The sequence below is a fragment of the Halomonas sp. 11-S5 genome (assembly GCF_029889825.1).
Classification (GTDB): Bacteria; Pseudomonadota; Gammaproteobacteria; order Pseudomonadales; family Halomonadaceae; genus Halomonas.
The window spans coordinates 228624-244094 of record NZ_JARANW010000003.1; the positions used below are offsets into that span (position 1 = coordinate 228624).

A 15471-nucleotide genomic window follows, 5' to 3' on the forward strand; every position below is an offset into this window, starting at 1 on the left:
GGCCTGCCGTCCGCGACGCGATGCCACACGCTGCCACTGGACCCTTCATGATCAACAACCTGTTACGCAAGGTCGTCGGCTCCAAGAACGACCGCGACGTCAAGCGCATGAGCCGTCAGGTGACGGATGTCACCGGCCTGGAGAACGAGCTGGAAGGCCTTGATGAGACGGCCCTGCGGGCCCGCACCGAGGCGCTGCGCGAGCGCCTGGAGGGCGATGAATCCCTCGATACGCTGCTGCCGGAGGCCTTCGCCACGGTGCGCGAGGCCAGCAAGCGCGTCATGGGGATGCGCCATTTCGATGTGCAGATGGTCGGCGGCATCACCCTGCACCGCGGACGCATCGCCGAGATGAAGACCGGCGAGGGCAAGACGCTGGTGGCGACCCTGGCGGTCTACCTCAATGCCCTGCCGGGCAAGGGCGTGCACGTGGTCACGGTCAACGACTACCTGGCGCGCCGCGATGCCGAGTGGATGCGTCCGCTCTACGAATTCCTGGGCCTCTCGGTGGGCGTGATCTTCTCCGGGCAGACGTCGGAGGAGAAGCGCCACGCCTACGCCTGCGACATCACCTACGGCACCAACAACGAATTCGGCTTCGACTATCTGCGTGACAACATGGCCTTCTCACTGGAGGAGAAGGTGCAGCGCGAGCTGCACTTCGCCATCGTCGACGAGGTCGACTCCATCCTGATCGACGAGGCGCGGACCCCGCTGATCATCTCCGGGGCGGTGGACGAGAACACCGAGCTCTACCGCGTCGTCGACCGTCTGGCGCTGAACCTCGTGGCGTGCAGCGACGAGGAAGACCCGGAGAGCGGCGATTTCATCCTCGACGAGAAGCAGAAGCAGGTGGAGGTCACCGAGGCCGGCCATCGCAAGATCGAGGATCTGATGCGTGGCGAGGGGCTGCTGGGCGAGGAGGAGTCCCTCTATGCGGCCCAGAACCTCAGCCTGCTGCAGCACATGCACTCGGCGCTGCGCGCTCGCCATCTCTATCACCGTGACGTGGATTACATCGTCAACGATGGCCAGGTGGTGATCGTCGACGAGCATACCGGCCGCAGCATGCCGGGGCGCCGCTGGTCCGAGGGCCTGCACCAGGCGGTGGAGGCGAAGGAGGACGTGCCGGTGCAGCGCGAGAGTCAGACGCTGGCCTCGACCACCTTTCAGAACTACTTCCGCCTCTACGACAAGCTCTCCGGCATGACCGGCACCGCCGACACCGAGGCCTTCGAGTTCCGCCAGATCTATGGCCTCGACGTGGTGGTGATTCCCACCAATCGCCCGCTGATTCGCCAGGACCTCAACGACCTGGTCTACCTCACCGCCGAGGAGAAGTTCGAGGCGATCATCGAGGACGTCAAGGCCCAGACCGAGGCCGGACGCCCGGTGCTGGTGGGGACCGCGTCCATCGAGACCAGCGAGTATCTGGCCGACCTGATGAAACGTGCCGGCATGCAGTTCAACGTGCTCAACGCCAAGCAGCACCAGAGCGAGGCGGAGATCATCGCCCAGGCCGGTCGCCCCGGGGCCGTCACCATCGCCACCAACATGGCCGGCCGCGGCACCGACATCGTGCTGGGCGGCAACTGGGAGGCCGAGGCTGCCAAGCTGGAGAACCCGTCCGAGGCCCAGGTCGAGCAGCTCAAGGCCGAGTGGCAGGCCCGCCACGAGGCGGTGCTCGAGGCCGGCGGCCTGCACGTGACCGGCTCCGAGCGTCACGAGTCGCGGCGCATCGACAACCAGCTGCGCGGGCGCGCCGGTCGCCAGGGGGATCCCGGCTCGACGCGCTTCTTCCTCTCGCTGGAAGACAACCTGATGCGCCTGTTCGGCTCCGATCGGGTGCAGCGCATGATGAAGGCCCTGGGGCTGGAGCGCGGCGAGGCGATCGAGCACAAGATGGTCTCGAATGCCGTGGAACGCGCCCAGAAGAAGGTCGAGGGCCGCAACTTCGACATCCGCAAGCAGCTGCTCGAGTATGATGACGTGGCCAACGACCAGCGTCGGGTCATCTACGAGCAGCGCAACGAGATACTGGCCGCCGAGGACGTCTCCGACAGCGTCATGGGCATCCGCGAGGAGGTGCTGGACCTCGCCATCAGCGAGTTCGTGCCGCCCCAGAGCCTGCCCGAGCAGTGGGACCTGGCCGGCCTCCAGGATCACCTGAAGAGCGAGTTCAACCTCGACGCATCGGTGGTCGACTGGGCCGAGCAGGACGAGCGCTTCCACGAAGAGCAGCTGCGCGAACGGCTGCAGGTGATGCACCGCGAGGCCTACGAGGCCAAGGTGGCGGAGGCCGGCGAGGCACTGATGCGCCGTTTCGAGAAGCAGGTGATGTTGCAGGTGCTCGACACCCGCTGGAAGGAGCACCTGCAGTCCATGGATCACTTGCGTCGGGGGATCCACCTGCGGGGCTATGCCCAGAAGAACCCCAAGCAGGAGTACAAGCGCGAGGCCTTCGAGCTGTTCCAGAACCTGCTGACCAACATCAAGGCCGACGTGACCCGCATCCTCAGCCATGTCCAGGTGCGCCGTCCCGAGGAGGTCGAGGCCCTGGAGCGCCAGCGCCGTGAGGCGCTGGATCGCGAGAAGGCCAGTGCGGCGAGCCGTCACGACGCGCCGTCGATGGCGCCCGGCGAGCAGGACGAGGCCCCGACTGCCCCGGGGGCCGACGGTCGCCCGTTGCGCCGCGAGGGCCCCAAGGTCGGCCGCAATGATCCCTGCCCCTGCGGGTCGGGGAAGAAATACAAGCAGTGCTGCGGCAAGCTGAGCTAACGGGCTACGGGCTGAGGGCTACGGACCCCGAGTCAGAGGGTACTATGTTGCTCGAAGCTCGAAGCTCGAAGCTCGAAGCTCGAAGCTCGAAGCTCGAAGCGGAATCCAGGCAGGAGAGACGACCATGGCAGTGGGCGAGACGCGTTTTCCGGCGATGCCGGTGATCGAGGGGCTGCGGCTGGGCACCGCCATGGCCGGGATCAAGACGCCCGATCGCCGTGATCTGGTGGTGATCGAGATCCCCGAGGGGGCCAGGGTGTCCGGGGTCTTCACTCGCAACGCCTTCTGCGCGGCGCCGGTGACGGTGGCCCGTGAGCACCTGGCCGCCTGCACGGCTCGCGGGGAAGGGGCGCGTTACCTGGTGATCAACACCGGCAATGCCAATGCCGGTACCGGCGAGACGGGCCTGCGCGATGCCCGTGCCAGCTGTGCCGAGCTGGCACGGTTGGCCGGGGTGGGCGAGCAGAGCGTGCTGCCGTTCTCCACCGGGGTGATCGGTGAGCCGCTGCCCATGGAGCGCCTGCTGGCAGGCCTGCCCGCGGCCCTGCAGGCCCTCGACGATGGCGCCGCCGCCTGGCGAGAGGCCGGCGAGGGCATCCTGACCACCGATACCCGGGCCAAGGGCGCCAGCGTGACCCTGGCGCTGGGCAACGAGATGGTGACCATCAATGGCATCGCCAAGGGCTCGGGGATGATCCGTCCCGACATGGCCACCATGCTGGCCTTCGTGGCCACCGATGCGGCCCTGGAGCCGGCGCTGCTCGACCAGCTGCTGCGAGAGGCGGTGGAGCGCTCCTTCAATTGCATCACCGTCGACAGCGATACCTCGACCAACGATGCCTGCCTGCTGATCAGCACCGGTCGCGGCGCCACGGTGGCCGACGAGGCGGCCTTGAGCGCCTTCCGCAACGGCCTGCAGCGGGTGATGACCGAACTGGCCCAGGCGGTGATCCGCGATGGTGAGGGGGCGACCAAGTTCGTCACCCTGCAGGTCGACGAGGCGCACAGCCGTCGCGAGGCGCTTGACGTGGCCTTCACCGTGGCCCACTCGCCGCTGGTCAAGACGGCCCTCTACGCCAGCGACGCCAACTGGGGCCGGATCCTGGCCGCGGTGGGGCGCGCACCCGTCGAGGCGTTCGACGTGGACCGAGTCACCCTCGACCTGGGCGAGGTGCGCCTGGTCGAGCATGGCGGACGCGCCCCGGGGTATACCGAGGAGGCCGGCAGTGCAGTGATGGCCCGCGAGGAGATCGTCATCCGCATCGCCCTGGGGCGCGGCGAGCAGAGCGCCACGGTGTGGACCTCGGACCTGTCCCACGACTACGTGACCATCAATGCCGACTATCGCAGCTGAGCGGTGCAGACGCTCGGCAGTCAGACAGCCATCATCCCGCGCGGCGGCGAGCACGCGTGGATCAGCGGACCGGAGTCAATGAACACAATGGTGAAGAGAAGGGTGCATGTGGCGGCCGCTGCCATCATCAGCGCCGATGGCCGCGAGGTGCTCCTCGCCCGTCGACCCTCCAATGTTGATCACGGAGGGCTCTGGGAGTTTCCCGGCGGCAAGCTGGCACCCTACGAGACCGGCCTGGAGGCACTGAAACGCGAGCTCCATGAGGAACTCGGCGTCGAGATCCGGCGGGCGCAACCGCTGATTCGCATCCACCACGAATATTCCGACAAGCACATCCTGCTGGATGTGTGGCAGGTGCACGACTTCGCCGGCGAGCCGTTCGGTCGCGAGGGGCAGGCGGTGCGCTGGGTACCCATGACCGACCTGGTGAACTACCCCTTCCCGGCGGCCAACCTGCCGATCCTGCGGGCGGTCACGCTGCCCACCGAGTTCCTGATCACCGGCGAGGAGGCCGACGGGGAGCGGTTCATGGAGCGACTGGCCCGTGCCCTCGACGAGGACGGGGTGCGCCTGGTCCAGCTGCGCGCCAAGTCGCTGGATGAGGTGGATTTCCTGAGGCGCGCTGAGCAGGCCCTGGCGCTGTGTCATGAGCGCGGCGCCCGCCTGGTGCTCAATGGCGAGCCCTCGCTGCTGGAAGCCGTGGCCGCCGATGGCATCCACCTGACCAGCGACCGGCTGATGAGCCTGGAGCGGCGCGCGTTGCCCGAGGGCAAGTGGCTCTCCGCTTCGACCCATAATCGTCGTCAGCTGGAGCAGGCACGCCGCATCGGCTGTGACTTCGTGACCCTCTCGCCGCTGCGCACCACGCCCTCCCATCCGGATGTGGCGCCGATTGGCTGGCATGACTTCCAGCAGCTGGTGGAGCACGCCGGCATGCCGGTCTTCGCACTGGGCGGCATGACGCGATTCGATGCGCATCATGCCCGGGCCGTGGGGGCCCAGGGCATCGCCTCGATCCGCGATTTCTGGAAATAACCCCAGCTTAGAGCTGTAAGCTTTAAGCTGTAAGACACCCCCATCGGCCTAGGCTTGTGGGGGTGGCGTGTTTTCCAGGCTCAGGTCAGCCTGGCTTACGGCTTACGGCTTACGGCTTACGGCTTACGGCTTACGGCTTACGGCTTACGGCTTACGGCTTACGGCTTCGCGCGAAGCGCGGTCAGTCCCGGTAGCGACGCGTCAGGTCGCCATAGGCGTCGATGCGGCGGTCCCGGAGGTAGGGCCAGATGCGCCGCACCTCCTCGCTGCGCGTCATGTCCAGCGTCACCAGCATCCGTTCCGCCTCCTGGCCGGCATGGGCGAGCAGCTCACCCTGGGGACCGCAGATGAAGCTGCCGCCCCAGAAGTCGATGCCCGGCGTCGCCGCGGACGGGTCCGCTTCGTGGCCGACCCGGTTGGCGACGATCACCGGCAGGCCATTGGCCACGCCGTGGCTGCGCTGGATCAGGGTCCAGGCCTCCTTCTGTCGCCGCTTCTCCGGGGTGTCGTCCGGCGGATGCCAGCCGATGGCGGTGGGGTAGAGCAGCAGCTCCGCGCCGGCCAGGGCCATCAGCCGTGCCGCTTCCGGGTACCACTGGTCCCAGCACACCAGCACGCCCAGGCGGCCGAGCGAGGTGTCGATCGGCTGGAAGCCCTGGCCGCGGCCGTCGTCCTGGTCCCCGGGGGTGAAGTAGAACTTCTCGTAGAAGCCCGGGTCGTCGGGGATATGCATCTTGCGGTACTGGCCCACCCGGCCGCGGTCACGGTCGTAGACCACGGCGGTATTGTGGTAGAGGCCGGGCGCGCGGCGTTCGAACAGCGACCCCACCAGCACGATGTCGAGTTCCTTCGCCAGGGTCGCCAGCCGCGTGCCGGTCGGCCCGTCGAGGGGCTCGGCCAGGTCGAAGACCTCGGTCTCCTCGGTCTGGCAGAAGTAGTGGGTGGCATGCAGCTCCTGCAGCATCACCAGCTGGGCGCCGGCGGTGGCCAGCTCGCGGATGCCGGCCTCGCTCTCGGCGAGACTCCTGGCCTTGTCGGGCCAGGCGGGCTGCTGGACCAGGCCCACCTTCAGGGTGCGGGACACGATGAGTTCTCCTCGAATGTTCGAAACTCGAGACTGATCCGGGAACAGTCCTTCGAGGGGGCGCTGTAAACCCTTCCCTGGGCGCTACCGACGCCATCCCTGGCGTAGGACCCCCTCTGTGGACTGTCCCCGGCGCCTCTTGATCTCAGTTGAATGCTGCCAGGCTGCCCTGGGGCAGCTGCATGGTCAGGCAGTGCAGGCTGCCGTGCTGGCGGATCACGCTCAGGCAGTCGATGGGGATGATATCGCGGCCCGGAAAGGCCTCGCCCAGGGCGACGAGCGCCCGGCTGTCGGCACCGTCGCCATAGGTCGGGACCAGCACGGCGCCATTGATGATCAGGAAGTTGGCGTAGGTCGCCGGCAGTCGGTGGCCGTCCACCGGGTCATGACAAGCCCGCGGCCAGGGCAGGGGCACCAGCCGGTAGGGCTCGCCGTCGGCCCGGCGCAGGGCGCGCAGCTCGGCCTCCATGGCGGCCAGTGCCGGATAGTGCGGGTCGGCCGGATCGTCGCACCTGACATAGGCCAGCGTGGCCGGGTCGCAGAAACGCACCAGGGTATCCACATGGCTGTCGGTATCGTCGCCCTGCAGATGGCCGTTGACCAGCCACAGCACCCGCGCGATCCCGAGCTCCGCCATCAGGCGTGCCTCGAGGGTCGTCCTGTCGAGGCCGGGATTGCGGTTGGGGTTGAGCAGGCAGGCCTCGGTGGTCAGCAGGGTGCCCTCGCCATCGGTGTCGATGGCGCCGCCTTCGAGCACCAGGTCGCGGGATTGCACTGCGCAGGCGAAGGTGCCGGCGTCCGCCAGGCGGCGCGTCAGGGTATTGTCGCGGGCGGCCTCGAACTTTCCGCCCCAGCCGGTGAAGACGTAGTCGAGCAGCAGCGTCTCGCCGTCACGCGCCACGCCGAGGGGGCCATGATCACGGGCCCAGGTGTCGTCGGCAGGGGCGACCACCAGCTTCAGGCGTGCGGCCTCGACGCCGAGGCAGGCGAAGCGGTGGGCCAGGTGGCTGCGGGTCGCGGCATCCGGCACGGCGACCAGTACGGCCTGGTAGCGCGCGATGGCGACCACCATGGCCTCCAGCGTCGCCTCGATGCGTTCGAGCAGCGGGGCCCAGTCGCTGTCGGGACAGGGCCAGGTGAGTTGCACGGCATCCTGGGGATGCCATTCGGGGAGCAGGCGATGGGCCATGGGCGGGTCTCGTGCAGGTCGTCTCGGGGCGTGCCGGCGCAATGTAGGCCGCTGCCGGCAATGATGCAATGATCGCGCAAACGGGCGCCGCCGGCGATGCAGCAGATGCCAAAAAACCGTACCATGGCCCCCCGCCGACAAGGAATGTTCCCATGTTCGACCGTCTCCCCTTCCTGATCGGGTTGCGCTACGTGCGCGCCAAGCGTCGCAACCACTTCATCTCCTTCATCTCGCTGACCTCCATGCTGGGCCTCATGCTGGGTGTCGCGGTGCTCATCCTGGTGCTCTCGGTGATGAACGGCTTTGATCAAGAGCTGCGCACCCGGGTGCTGGGCATGGTGCCGCACTCCAAGATCGAGGCGCCGGGCGGGCTCACCGACTGGCAGCCGCTGGCCGAGCGCCTCATGGAACGCGAGCGGGTGATCGGCGCCGCCCCCTATGTCGAGCAGCAGGGCATGTTCTCGGTGGGCGGGCGCAACGAGGGCGCCATGGTCATCGGCATCGAGCCCGAGTGGGAAGGCCGGGTGTCGATCATCGACGACAACATGCGCAACGGAAGCCTGGACGATCTCACCCCCGGCGAGTGGAACATCGTGCTCGGCTCGATCCTGGCGCGTCGCCTGGGCGTCGGCGTGGGCGACCGGGTGACGTTGTTGGTGCCCGAGGCCTCGATCACCCCGGCCGGCGTCTTCCCGCGGCTCAAGCGCTTCATCGTGAGCGGCATCTTCAACGTCGGGGCGGACCTGGATGCCTCCCTGGCCTATGCCCACATCGACGACATGCAGACCCTGGCACGGCTGGGCGACGCAGTCGGCGGCCTGCGCCTGGAGCTGGACGACCTCTTCGCCGCCGGCAGCGAGACCCGGGCGATCATCGATGAGCTGGGATCCGGCTACCGGGGGTTCGACTGGACCTACTCGCGTGGCAACCTCTTCCAGGCCATCCAGATGGAGAAGCGCATGATCGCGCTGCTGCTGACGGTGATCATCGCCGTGGCGGCCTTCAACATCGTCTCCACCCTGGTGATGGTGGTGACCGACAAGCGGGCCGACATCGCCATCCTGCGCACCATCGGCGCCACGCCACGCTCGATCATGGGGATCTTCATCGTCCAGGGACTGGCGATCGGGGTGATCGGCATCCTGGTGGGCGTGACCCTGGGCGTGCTGCTGGCCTTGTCCGTGTCGGATCTCATCGGCTGGGTGGAGAGCACCTTCGGTATCCAGTTCCTCGATGCCGGGGTCTACTTCATCAGCAACCTGCCGTCGCGCCTGATCTGGAGCGATGTGCGCAACATCGTGTCCGCGGCCTTCGTGCTGACCTTCCTCTCCACCCTGTACCCGGCCTGGCGCGCCGCCCGGGTGCAGCCTGCCGAGGTGCTGCGCTATGAATGAGACGGCCATGACCCCAGACGCCGACACGTCCTCCCGTGCAGGACAGGTGATGCTCGAATGCCGCGACCTGACCCGGGTCTATCGCGAGGGACCGCGGGACCTCACCGTGCTCGATGGCCTGGCGATGCAGGTCCTGGCCGGTGAGCGGGTGGCCGTGGTGGGCAGCTCCGGCTCGGGCAAGACGACGCTGCTCAACCTGCTGGGCGGCCTGGATCGCCCGAGTCGCGGCGAGGTGCGTATCGCCGGCGAGTCTCTGCTGGCGCTCAATGACGCCGACCTGGGGCGCTTCCGCAACCGGCGGATCGGCTTCGTCTACCAGTTCCACCACCTGCTGGCGGAGTTCACCGCCCTGGAGAATGCCGCCCTGCCGCTGATCGTGCGCGGCCAGCGAAAGCGGGTGGCCGAAGAGCGCGCCCGCCAGCTGCTGGCGCGGGTCGGCATGGCCGAGCGGGCCGACCACAAGCCGGGCGAGCTCTCGGGAGGCGAGCGCCAGCGGGTGGCCATTGCCCGGGCGCTGGTCACCGACCCCAGCCTGGTGCTGATGGATGAGCCTACCGGCAACCTGGACCGGACCACGGCGGCGAGCATCCTGGCGCTGATGGACGAGCTGGCGAGCAGCGCGGCCTGTGCCTTCGTGATCGTCACCCACGATCCAGGGCTCGCCGCCCATCAGGACCGTGTGCTTCGACTCGAAGGCGGACGCCTGGTCGAGCAAACAGCGGGCGACTGAACCTCCACGCCTCATGAGGGGGTGGCCTCATTTCTCTCGGGCGGCTGGCCGATGCCGCCGGCGTCGACGTGCGCGTGCCTTCCAGCTGCGTGAGACCTGCCAGCGCCACACCAGGCGGATCACCAGGTTGGCCAGCGCGGCAATCACCACGGCCGCGACCAGTGATCCCAGGGCCAGCGACGGCAGGATGTCCATCAGTTGTTCGGCGATCCAGTGGGTCGAGAGTCGTTCCGGCGCCTGGCGTACCGGCATGTCCAGCAGCCAGGCCCCCAGGCGGTAGTTGCCGTAGAAGATCAGCGGCATCGTCAGGGGGTTGGTGATCCACACCAGGCCGATGGAGAGCGGCAGGTTGCAGCGCACCAGCCAGGCCCCGAAGGCGGCCACCAGCATCTGGAAGGGGATCGGCAGCAGGGCGCTGAACAGCCCCACGGAGAAGGCATTGGCCACGCTGCGTCGCGTCAGCACCCACAGCGAAGGGTTGCCGATCAGGTGGCTGACGAAACGCAGGGAGCGTCGGCGCCTGAGGGCATCGGGGTGGGGCAGGTAGCGCTGCAGCAGTCGGCGCGGCATTGAGGAGGGCTCGCGGCTTCCAAACCCGAGCTATTATCCATACAAGTCGCGTGCCTCGCCATGCTGCCCCCTCAACGTGACGTCGCGGCGGGGCGGGCGGGGCGCCATGTTTTCCGTTCAGGGACGATGCCATGCAGCCGGGCCTGGCCATCCCCCTGGCACTCGCCGTGCTGGCCGGCGTGCTGGGGGGCCATCTTGCCGCGCCGGGGGCCATCGAGGCCCTGGCGGTCGGCCTGTTGGTCATGCTGGCCGGGCGTCGTGTGCGTCTCGCCATGGCACTGGTGGTGGTGGCCCTGGTGGCGGTCCAGCTACTGATGGTGCGCGGCGGCGAGCTCGCGCCCGGGCTGACCCGACAGGACCTGAGGCTGGAGGGGCGGCTGGTTTCGGTGGAAAGCGACGCGCGGCTGGCGCGGCTGACGCTGGAGGTTACCGAGTGCCACCCCCTGGCCGAGACGTTGCCCGATTGCCGCGGCCTCGAGCGGGTTCGGCTCTCCTTCTTCGACGCCCCGGCCATGGTGCCCGGCGAGCGCTGGCGGCTGACGGTGCGCCTGCGCCCACCGTCGGGCTTCGCCAACCCCGGCACCTTCGACTATCGCGGCTGGCTGTGGCGGGAGGGCATCCAGGCCAGCGGCTATGTGCGCCGCGAGCCAGCCCCTCGCCGCCTGGCCACCGCCCCCTTCTTGCTGCGCCGGCTGGCGCTGGCCCACCTCGATGAGCAGGGGCTGGCGGCGCGCCATCGTCGCTGGTTGGCGGCCCTGACCCTGGGGGCGAGCGAGCGGCTGGAGACGCGCGACTGGGACCTGCTCAATGCCACCGGCACCACCCACCTGATGGTGATCTCCGGGTTGCACGTGGGGCTGGTGGCCGCCTTCGCCCTGTGGTTGGCCCGGGGGCTGGCCCGGCTGGTCACTCCCGGGGCATGGCGCCTGGCGGTCTGGCCCTGGTGGCTGGCGGGTGCCGCGGCGGTGGGGTATGCCGGCCTGGCCGGCCTGGAGCCTCCTGCACTGCGCGCCATGATCATGACCCTGGTGGGGATGTGGGTGGCCAGCGGGCGCCATGCGCCCGGCCCCTGGCAGGCCTGGTGGCTGGCTCTGGCGCTAGTGTTGTTGGCCGACCCGCTGTCGGCCTGGCGTCCCGGCCTGTGGCTGTCGTTCGCCGCCGTGGCGTTGCTGATCCTGGTCTGGCAGGGGAGGGCGCGCCCGCAAGGGGTGGGCGGCTGGCTGCGGGCCCTGGTCCGCACCCAGCTGCTGCTGGCGCCACTGATGGCGGCGGCGGTGCTGCTGGCCTTCGACCGCCTGGCCCCGGCGGCCCCGCTGGTCAACCTGGTCGCCGTCCCCCTGGTCAGCAGCCTGCTGGTGCCCCTGGGGCTGCTCGGCTGGCTGACGGCCTGGCTGCCGCCGCTCTCGGCGCTGTGCTGGGCCCTGTTCGGCCTGCTGGTCGACGGGCTGGCCTCGCTGCTAAGCCTGGCCGCTACCTGGCTGCCGCTGTGGCGGCCGGCCCCGTCGCGGGTCGTCCCGCTGGGGCTGGCCCTGGGCCTCGCCGCCCTGCTGTGGGCGCTGCCCGGCCTGGTCCCGCGCCTGCGGCTGGTCGGCACGGCCCTGTTGCTGCTGGTGCCGCTTGGCCTCTCCTCCTCGTCCCCGGTGCCCGTCGAAGGGCTGCTGAGGGTCCGTGTCCACGACGTGGGCCAGGGCCAGCTGGTCGAGCTGCGCACCGCCGGCTATCGCGCCCTCTATGACACCGGGCCGCGCTTCGGTTCCGGCTTCATGCCGCTCGGCTCACTGTGGCCGCCGGGGCAGCACTTCGACGACGTCCTCATCAGCCATGCCGACCAGGATCATGCCGGCGGCCTGCCGGCCCTGCGCGAGCAGCACCGGGTGACACGCTTCCTGGCGCCGCCCGGCGAGGTCCTCGACGTGGCGGCCGAGCCCTGCACGGCCGGACGCGAGTGGCGACGCGACGGCGTGACTTTCCGGATTCTCTGGCCACCGGCCGAGACCGGCGAGCTCTCGTCCAACGACCGCTCCTGCGTGCTGCTGGCGAGCGTCGGCGAGCACCATGTGCTGATCACCGGCGATGTGGGGCGCAATGCCGAGCGACGCTTCCTCGCCGCGCTTCCCTCGACGGTGACTCTGCTGGTGGCGGGGCACCACGGCAGCGCCACCAGTTCCGGCCTCTTGCTGGTGCGGCGCCTGGCGCCTCGCCATGTGGTCTTCAGTGCGGCGCGCGACAACCCCTTCGGCCATCCGGCGGGCTCGGTCGTGCGCCGCTTTCGTGAGGTCGGCAGCTGCCTGTGGAACACCGCCCGGGACGGTGCCGTGACCCTGTGGCTCGGCGCGGACGCCCGCCGCGATGTCCGCACCGAGCGGCCGGCCGCCTGGCGGCAGGGCGGTGTCGGTGGGAGCTGCCTTGCGTTAGAATCGCCTCACTGACTCCCGGTCTCGGGGCCGGTTATCTGCAAGGGGAAACCGCATGGACATGATGGATGCCCTGATCGCCGGCGGCTGGTTGATGGTGCCGCTGCTGGGTTGTTCGCTGGTGGCCACGGTGATCATCATCGAGCGCCTGTGGACCCTCAGGACGCGTCGCATCGCGCCCTACGGGCTGGGGCAGGAGGTCTGCCGGCTGGTGGCGCGGGGGCAGGTCAACCTCTACTGGCTGGAAGGGCACTCCCCGCTGGGCGGCGTACTCGCCGCCGGGCTGCGTAATGCCCGGCTCGGCCACGAGCAGGTGCGCGCGCGGCTTCAGGAGGCGGCCACCGCGGTGATCCATGACATGGAGCGCTTCCTGAGCCCGCTGGGCACCATCGCCGCCATTACGCCCTTGATCGGCCTGCTGGGCACCGTGGTCGGCATGATCGAGGTCTTCGCGGTGATCGTCACCGGCGACGGGGCCAGCCGCACCGCCGACCTGGCCGGCGGGATCTCCCGCGCGCTGGTCACCACCGCGGCAGGTCTCACCGTGGCGATCCCGGCGCTGATGTTCCACCGCTACTTCCAGCGCCGGGTCGAGGACATCACGGTGCGCATGGAGGAGCAGGCCGGCCAGGTGGTCGAGTACCTCGCCCACTACCCGGGCGAGCTGGTGCTGGCCGAGCGGCACGGTGAAGAGTCCCGGCCGGGCCAGCGCGGCGACGAGCAGCTGGAGGCCGATGGGCGCATCGCGCCCAGGGTGAAGCAGCCGTGAGGTTTCCCCGACGGCGGCGCGACCCGGTGGAGGTCAACCTGACCCCGCTAATCGACGTGGTCTTCCTGTTGCTGATCTTCTTCATGGTCTCGACAACCTTCGAGACCCGCCAGGCGCTGGAGCTCGAGCTCCCCGAGAGCGCGAGTGGCCAGGACATGGAGGCATCGCCGGTGACGCTGGTGGTGACCGCCGCGGGCGAATACCGGCTGGGCGAGCGGGTCCACACCGCCGAGACGCTGGGCGAGGCCCTGGCCGCCGAGGCCGAGCAGGCCCGTGAATTCGGCCTGGTGGTGGAGGCCGATGGGCGTGCCGCCCACGCCGACGTGGTGCGCGTCCTGGACCGTGCCGCCGGCCTGCAGATTCGGCACGTGCGCATCGCCACCGCGGCGGCCTCAACCCCTCAAGCGGAGACACCGTGATCGAACATTCCGGCTGGACCCTCTACAAGCGCCTGCTGGGCTATGTGAAGCCCTACTGGCGGGCCTTCGCCCTGGCGATCCTCGGCTATGTCATCTATGCCGCCTCGAGCACCGCCCTGGCGGAGATGATGAAGCGGCTTATCGACGGCATCCAGAGCCCCGATGCCGCCTTCCGTCTCTTCCTGCCGCTGTTTGTGGTGGGCATGTTCGCGGCCCGCGGGCTGGGCACCTTCCTCGGCACCTATTTCATGAGCAGCGTGGCCCGCAACCTGGTGCACGTCCTGCGCTGCGACGTCTTCAACCACATGCTGCACCTGCCGGGGCACTTCTTCGATGGCCACTCCACGGGGCAGCTGATCTCGCGGGTCACCTACCATGTCGAGCAGGTCACCGGGGCCGCCACCAAGGCGGTCACCATCCTGCTGCGCGAGGGACTCTTCGTGATCGGCCTGGTGATCTATCTGCTGTGGACCAACTGGATGCTGACCCTGCTGTTCCTGGCCGTGACGCCGCTGATCGGCGTAGTGGTCAGCTATGCCAGCAAGCGCTTCCGGCGCATCTCGCGGCGTATCCAGCGCTCCATGGGCGACGTCACCCATGTGGCCTCCGAGGCGCTCTCCGGCTACCGGGTGGTGCGTACCCACGGGGCCGAGGAGTACGAGAAGGCGCGCTTCGCCGCGGCCAGCGAGGTCAACCGCCGGCAGAGCATGAAGGAGGCCTTGACCAAGGCGACCAGTACCCCGGTGATCCAGCTGCTGGTGGCGCTGTCGCTGGCGGTGCTGGTGTGGCTGGCCATGTCGCCGACCCTGCTGGACGCCATGACCCCCGGTGAGTTCGTGGCCTTCGTCACCGCCGCCGCGCTGATGGCCAAGCCGGTGCGCCAGCTTACCGAGATCAACAGCGAGATCCAGAAGGGCGTCGCCGCCGCCGGGGAGCTCTTCGGCCTGCTCGAGGAGCCCCCCGAGAGCGACGAGGGCACCCGTGATCCCGGGCGCCTCGCCGGGCGGGTTCGCCTCGAGGGGGTGCGCTTCGCCTACGGCGATGACCAGCCCGAGGTGCTCAAGGGCATCGACCTGGAGGTGGCGCCCGGCGAAATGATCGCCATCGTCGGCCGCTCCGGCAGCGGCAAGTCGACCCTGGTGGGCCTGCTGCCGCGCTTCTATCACCCGACGGCGGGGCGTATCATGATCGATGAGGTGGCCTTGGAGGCGTTCCGCCTACAGCCGCTGCGCCGCCAGATCGCCCTGGTCTCCCAGCAGGTCACCCTGTTCAATGCCAGCATCGCCGACAACATCGCCTACGGGATCGACGATCCCGATCGGGCGGCGATCGAGGCCGCGGCCCGGGCCGCCCACGCCCACGAGTTCATCGAACGCATGCCGGGGGGCTATGACGCCCTGGTCGGCGAGAATGGCGTGATGCTCTCCGGCGGCCAGCGCCAGCGCCTGGCCATCGCCCGGGCGATCTTCAAGGATGCGCCGCTGCTGGTGCTCGACGAGGCGACCTCTGCGCTGGATACCGAGTCGGAGCGGCATATCCAGGCGGCCCTGGAAGAAGTCTGCCGGGGACGCACCACCTTCGTCATCGCCCACCGCCTCTCGACCATCGAGCGCGCCGACCGCATCCTGGTGCTCGAGCAGGGCGAGGTCGTCGAGCAGGGCAGCCATGCCGCGCTGCTCGCCCGGGACGGGGCCTATGCGGCGCTGCATCGGCTGCAGTTCCAGGAGCCCGCCTGA

Annotated in this window: 12 protein-coding genes; 9 read left to right on the forward strand and 3 right to left on the reverse strand. The window is 69.1% G+C overall.

Features of this window, described 5'->3' with window-relative positions; translation table 11 throughout:
- The first annotated feature begins 47 nt into the window (after window positions 1-47).
- From secA to OP497_RS04150, 3 genes are all read left to right on the forward strand, one after another.
- On the forward strand, window positions 48-2777 hold the full coding sequence (secA, locus tag OP497_RS04140; protein ID WP_280546724.1) for a preprotein translocase subunit SecA: 2730 nt from the start codon (window positions 48-50) through the stop codon (window positions 2775-2777).
- Window positions 2778-2901: 124 nt separating this feature from the next.
- On the forward strand, window positions 2902-4131 hold the full coding sequence (gene argJ / locus OP497_RS04145) for a bifunctional glutamate N-acetyltransferase/amino-acid acetyltransferase ArgJ (protein ID WP_280546726.1): 1230 nt from the start codon (window positions 2902-2904) through the stop codon (window positions 4129-4131).
- A gap of 87 nt (window positions 4132-4218) precedes the next feature.
- Window positions 4219-5166 (forward strand): Nudix family hydrolase, encoded by a 948-nt coding sequence (locus OP497_RS04150; RefSeq protein WP_280546727.1) that lies wholly within the window; start codon window positions 4219-4221, stop codon window positions 5164-5166.
- A 181-nt stretch (window positions 5167-5347) separates the two neighbouring features.
- Here OP497_RS04150 and OP497_RS04155 read toward each other — a convergent pair whose 3' ends face one another.
- Together OP497_RS04155 and OP497_RS04160 are read right to left on the reverse strand one after the other, a co-directional pair.
- Window positions 5348-6250, reverse strand: coding sequence for a carbon-nitrogen hydrolase (locus OP497_RS04155; RefSeq protein ID WP_280546729.1), 903 nt, complete (start codon window positions 6248-6250; stop codon window positions 5348-5350).
- Window positions 6251-6395: 145 nt separating this feature from the next.
- Window positions 6396-7439, reverse strand: a complete 1044-nt coding sequence (locus OP497_RS04160) for an agmatine deiminase family protein (protein WP_280546730.1) — start codon at window positions 7437-7439, stop codon at window positions 6396-6398.
- 152 nt (window positions 7440-7591) lie between these two features.
- Here OP497_RS04160 and OP497_RS04165 point away from each other — a divergent pair, with 152 nt between their 5' ends.
- Both OP497_RS04165 and OP497_RS04170 read left to right on the forward strand, forming a co-directional pair.
- A complete protein-coding gene (locus tag OP497_RS04165) occupies window positions 7592-8833 on the forward strand; it encodes a lipoprotein-releasing ABC transporter permease subunit (protein ID WP_280546731.1) in 1242 nt (413 codons plus the stop codon).
- Between the two features lie 7 nt (window positions 8834-8840).
- Window positions 8841-9563: an ATP-binding cassette domain-containing protein gene (locus tag OP497_RS04170; protein WP_280546732.1), complete on the forward strand. Its 723-nt coding sequence runs from the start codon at window positions 8841-8843 to the stop codon at window positions 9561-9563.
- Window positions 9564-9590: 27 nt separating this feature from the next.
- On the opposite strand, the gene OP497_RS04175 is transcribed toward OP497_RS04170, so the two are convergent.
- Window positions 9591-10133 (reverse strand): DUF2062 domain-containing protein, encoded by a 543-nt coding sequence (locus tag OP497_RS04175; protein ID WP_280546733.1) that lies wholly within the window; start codon window positions 10131-10133, stop codon window positions 9591-9593.
- Between the two features lie 131 nt (window positions 10134-10264).
- On the opposite strand from OP497_RS04175, the gene OP497_RS04180 reads away from it, so the two are divergent.
- The 4 genes from OP497_RS04180 to msbA are packed head-to-tail and all read left to right on the forward strand — an operon-like array spanning window position 10265 to window position 15471.
- The gene (locus tag OP497_RS04180) at window positions 10265-12562 is read left to right on the forward strand and encodes a DNA internalization-related competence protein ComEC/Rec2 (RefSeq protein WP_280546734.1); all 2298 of its coding nucleotides are present in this window, start codon (window positions 10265-10267) and stop codon (window positions 12560-12562) included.
- Window positions 12563-12602: 40 nt separating this feature from the next.
- The gene (locus OP497_RS04185; RefSeq protein ID WP_280546735.1) at window positions 12603-13316 is read left to right on the forward strand and encodes a MotA/TolQ/ExbB proton channel family protein; all 714 of its coding nucleotides are present in this window, start codon (window positions 12603-12605) and stop codon (window positions 13314-13316) included.
- Complete coding sequence (locus tag OP497_RS04190; protein WP_280546736.1) at window positions 13313-13735, forward strand: biopolymer transporter ExbD; 423 nt, start codon at window positions 13313-13315, stop codon at window positions 13733-13735. The genes OP497_RS04185 and OP497_RS04190 overlap by 4 nt, the downstream gene beginning before the upstream one ends.
- The gene (msbA, locus tag OP497_RS04195; RefSeq protein ID WP_280546769.1) at window positions 13735-15471 is read left to right on the forward strand and encodes a lipid A export permease/ATP-binding protein MsbA; all 1737 of its coding nucleotides are present in this window, start codon (window positions 13735-13737) and stop codon (window positions 15469-15471) included. The genes OP497_RS04190 and msbA overlap by 1 nt, the downstream gene beginning before the upstream one ends.

What these genes read in the sequence shown, in the direction of transcription:
- secA (WP_280546724.1), top strand. Translation starts at nt 48, where the DNA reads ATGATCAACAACCTGTTACGCAAGGTCGTCGGCTCCAAGAACGACCGC.
- argJ (WP_280546726.1), top strand. Translation starts at nt 2,902, where the DNA reads ATGGCAGTGGGCGAGACGCGTTTTCCGGCGATGCCGGTGATCGAGGGG.
- OP497_RS04150 (WP_280546727.1), top strand. Translation starts at nt 4,219, where the DNA reads ATGGTGAAGAGAAGGGTGCATGTGGCGGCCGCTGCCATCATCAGCGCC.
- OP497_RS04160 (WP_280546730.1), bottom strand. Translation starts at nt 7,439, where the DNA reads ATGGCCCATCGCCTGCTCCCCGAATGGCATCCCCAGGATGCCGTGCAA.
- OP497_RS04165 (WP_280546731.1), top strand. Translation starts at nt 7,592, where the DNA reads ATGTTCGACCGTCTCCCCTTCCTGATCGGGTTGCGCTACGTGCGCGCC.
- OP497_RS04170 (WP_280546732.1), top strand. Translation starts at nt 8,841, where the DNA reads ATGACCCCAGACGCCGACACGTCCTCCCGTGCAGGACAGGTGATGCTC.
- OP497_RS04175 (WP_280546733.1), bottom strand. Translation starts at nt 10,133, where the DNA reads ATGCCGCGCCGACTGCTGCAGCGCTACCTGCCCCACCCCGATGCCCTC.
- OP497_RS04180 (WP_280546734.1), top strand. Translation starts at nt 10,265, where the DNA reads ATGCAGCCGGGCCTGGCCATCCCCCTGGCACTCGCCGTGCTGGCCGGC.
- OP497_RS04185 (WP_280546735.1), top strand. Translation starts at nt 12,603, where the DNA reads ATGGACATGATGGATGCCCTGATCGCCGGCGGCTGGTTGATGGTGCCG.